The following is a 2,460-nucleotide window of genomic DNA, read 5'->3' as shown; positions in this document are numbered from 1 at the left end:
CTGCAGGCGGCTTCTCAGCGACTTAGGGAGGCCGCAACATTACTTACCTTAGCCGGCTTCTCGATGCTTGCCGAAGAGGTCGAAGAACTGGCGCTACAAGCTAATCTCCAGGCGGCGGAGTGAAGTTGCCCTGTCGTGTCACGTAACTGCCCGAAGACGCTCATAAGCTCCGATTATGCAAGGCAGTTTGCTGAGCATCTTCGGCTGAGTTGAGGACAGCGGGGACGGCCGGTCGTTACTCCGGCAGCTATCCTGACCGATGGGACGGCTGGCGCGCCGTCACGATCCAGGCTGACATCGGCCTCTGCAAGAATTAAGTGCCTTGGCTGCTGGGGCAAGGGCAATGTCCGCTTTGGGTCACTAGCGGACATTGAAGCGCAGATCGGGGATGTCCGCTTCACCCCTGAAAGCGGACATGCAGCCTAGGCGGCAAAACGTCTGCTAAGTGCCACAAGCGGACATGCCGCAGGCCTATCGTTATTAGCAAATCATTGAGTCAGCCACTGCGGCTTACAAGACCCCGGCACGTGAAGTATGGGGTCGTTCCATGACTGAGGCGTTTTCGACATCTCGACTTGCGAACCAGGCTTTGTAACTTCCCCGAATGCTGTCTGTCCGGTGATCATATTGGGCTTCATAATCTGATGCTCGGGCCCAAGGTCTTCCAGGTTCTCGATGACCTTTTTGTCGTTCAAACCGAGGCTCATGATGAACTGCACGCATTGCGTCAGTGAAAGCCGCGACCGCGCCACGCGGGACCTTGAGAAGACTGAGCGTGAGATCGCCAGGCTGATTGATGCCATCAAAGCTGGCGTCCCCGGTGCCGCCGTGAAGGACGAGATGGCGACCCTGGAGGCCAAGCGAATCGAGCTCCTCGCTCAACTGCAAGCAGCTCCCCCTTCTATGCCACGACTGCACCCGAACCTTGCCGAGCTCTACCGCCAGAAGGTCGTCAACCTCTCCGAAGCCCTCAACGATGACGACACCCGACAAGAAGCCGGAGAATGCATCCGTGAGCTCATCGAAGAGATCCGGCTCGTGCCAGATAATGGAAAGCTCCGGGCAGAGCTCTATGGCGAGCTCGCAGCACTAATAAACCTGGCAAACGAACACCCCCGCTCCAAGGGAACGGGGGTGCAAGTAACGCTGGTTGCGGGGGCTAGATTTGCTCAAGAACGTACCAAGTGGACGCTAAAGCGATACGCCTAGTTTGGTTGCGACCGCGCTCATAATGTCCGCTCCTGAGGGTAGAGCGGACATCCCTGATGCGCTTGCCGATGTCCGCTAATGACCCAAAGCGGACATAGGTGGTCATCGCGCTGCGACAGTGTCCATCGATCAATTCGGATAAGTGTGGGGAGCGCAATGTCCGAACAGAACGTGAGCTGTTTCGCCGGTATTTATGCTCCCCGTCATCTTGCCGCTCGCTAGCGAAAATATCGCACTCCACGTCTCATCTTCGGCGTGGCCATAAACCGTCAGGCTTGTCTTGGTTCGTTTAAAGCCGTCAATGGACTCCTCCCGGCCTCGGTCGTCCATAGAAGCCGACACCAGTGACTTCTTGTTGAGGTCAAATATCATCAGAGGCGCGATATAGAGATCTTGAAGAGCTACGGATTTGCAGGGCTCGTCTGGCGTGCAAACCCGCGCTTCGTTGATGGCGCAAATGTAGACCATGTTATCGGCTCGAGCCGTGTTCGCTGAAAACAAGCCGGCCAACAACATGGTGATGTAAATCATCTTCGGAGCGAGAACGAGTCGCATTGTGGTCTCCTGTGCGCCGCTATTGCTGTCGAATGCCATCAGCGGCCGATCAATTGAGGAGCTTCCTCTTAATCGCTTCCCGTCTCTCCGCGTGTATTTTGCTGTACGCGCGCATTTGTACGGGAGACAGAATCTTTGAGAGCGCAGACTGGGTCCACTGGTCCACACCCTTCATATCGTTGTTAAGGCCAACAAGTTGGAATAGGCCAGGTTTCTTGCCTGATCCGCCGGTAACGCCGTGCTTTCTGAAGATCGCCTCACGCTCGCTGTTCGACTGTTTGATGATCTCGCGCACCTGAGGTTTCTGGGACTCGGAAAGGTTCAATCGCGTCTCGAACTGGCTTCTTTGGGCTGCACTCATCGCAAGCAAAGATCCCTGTGCTTGCACATTCGTCGAGTTGGCAAAAGTACTTGCAGCGAAGAATGCCAACGCGAGGAGTGTCGATGGCCTAATCGAAAAAATGAACACTTATGATCTCCCACGGCTATCGCCGATAATTTTTTAGAGGGTAGCTTTCGTAGCCTTAGCTGTACAGAGTTCTTTCCCCCAATGGGAAACCGTTCTTCGACAAGCGGGGAAATTTCGCCGGAGGGGCTAGCCTTACTAAAGCAGCTTTAGTTTTGCTCATCGTGGAGATACAATGTCAGGGGACATTGCCGAGTTCTTGATATCCGTCCACGACATCTCCTCAGAGT

General features: G+C 55.0%; 4 protein-coding genes. 1 reads left to right on the top strand and 3 read right to left on the bottom strand.

Annotated elements, in window-relative coordinates; translation table 11 throughout:
• Positions 1-488 precede the first annotated feature (488 nt).
• A complete protein-coding gene (locus AC221Y_RS23025) occupies positions 489-707 on the bottom strand; it encodes a hypothetical protein (protein WP_486708613.1) in 219 nt (72 codons plus the stop codon).
• Between the two features lies 1 nt (position 708).
• Between AC221Y_RS23025 and AC221Y_RS23020 the strand changes: the two genes are divergently transcribed.
• Positions 709-1,209: a hypothetical protein gene (locus tag AC221Y_RS23020; RefSeq protein ID WP_486708612.1), complete on the top strand. Its 501-nt coding sequence runs from the start codon at positions 709-711 to the stop codon at positions 1,207-1,209.
• Positions 1,210-1,338: 129 nt separating this feature from the next.
• Here the strand turns inward: AC221Y_RS23020 and AC221Y_RS23015 are convergent, their stop codons facing one another.
• Together AC221Y_RS23015 and AC221Y_RS23010 are read right to left on the bottom strand one after the other, a co-directional pair.
• Positions 1,339-1,764 (bottom strand): hypothetical protein, encoded by a 426-nt coding sequence (locus AC221Y_RS23015; RefSeq protein ID WP_486708611.1) that lies wholly within the window; start codon positions 1,762-1,764, stop codon positions 1,339-1,341.
• Between the two features lie 49 nt (positions 1,765-1,813).
• Positions 1,814-2,233 (bottom strand): hypothetical protein, encoded by a 420-nt coding sequence (locus tag AC221Y_RS23010; protein ID WP_486708610.1) that lies wholly within the window; start codon positions 2,231-2,233, stop codon positions 1,814-1,816.
• Positions 2,234-2,460: the final 227 nt, after the last annotated feature.

Source organism: Boseongicola sp., from assembly GCF_057460485.1.
Note: the sequence above shows the minus strand (reverse complement) of the source record. Positions and strands in the feature narration are given on the sequence as shown.

Coding starts and splice junctions, on each gene's coding strand:
- AC221Y_RS23015 (WP_486708611.1), bottom strand. CDS start 1,764: ATGCGACTCGTTCTCGCTCCGAAGATGATTTACATCACCATGTTGTTG.
- AC221Y_RS23020 (WP_486708612.1), top strand. CDS start 709: ATGAACTGCACGCATTGCGTCAGTGAAAGCCGCGACCGCGCCACGCGG.
- AC221Y_RS23025 (WP_486708613.1), bottom strand. CDS start 707: ATGAGCCTCGGTTTGAACGACAAAAAGGTCATCGAGAACCTGGAAGAC.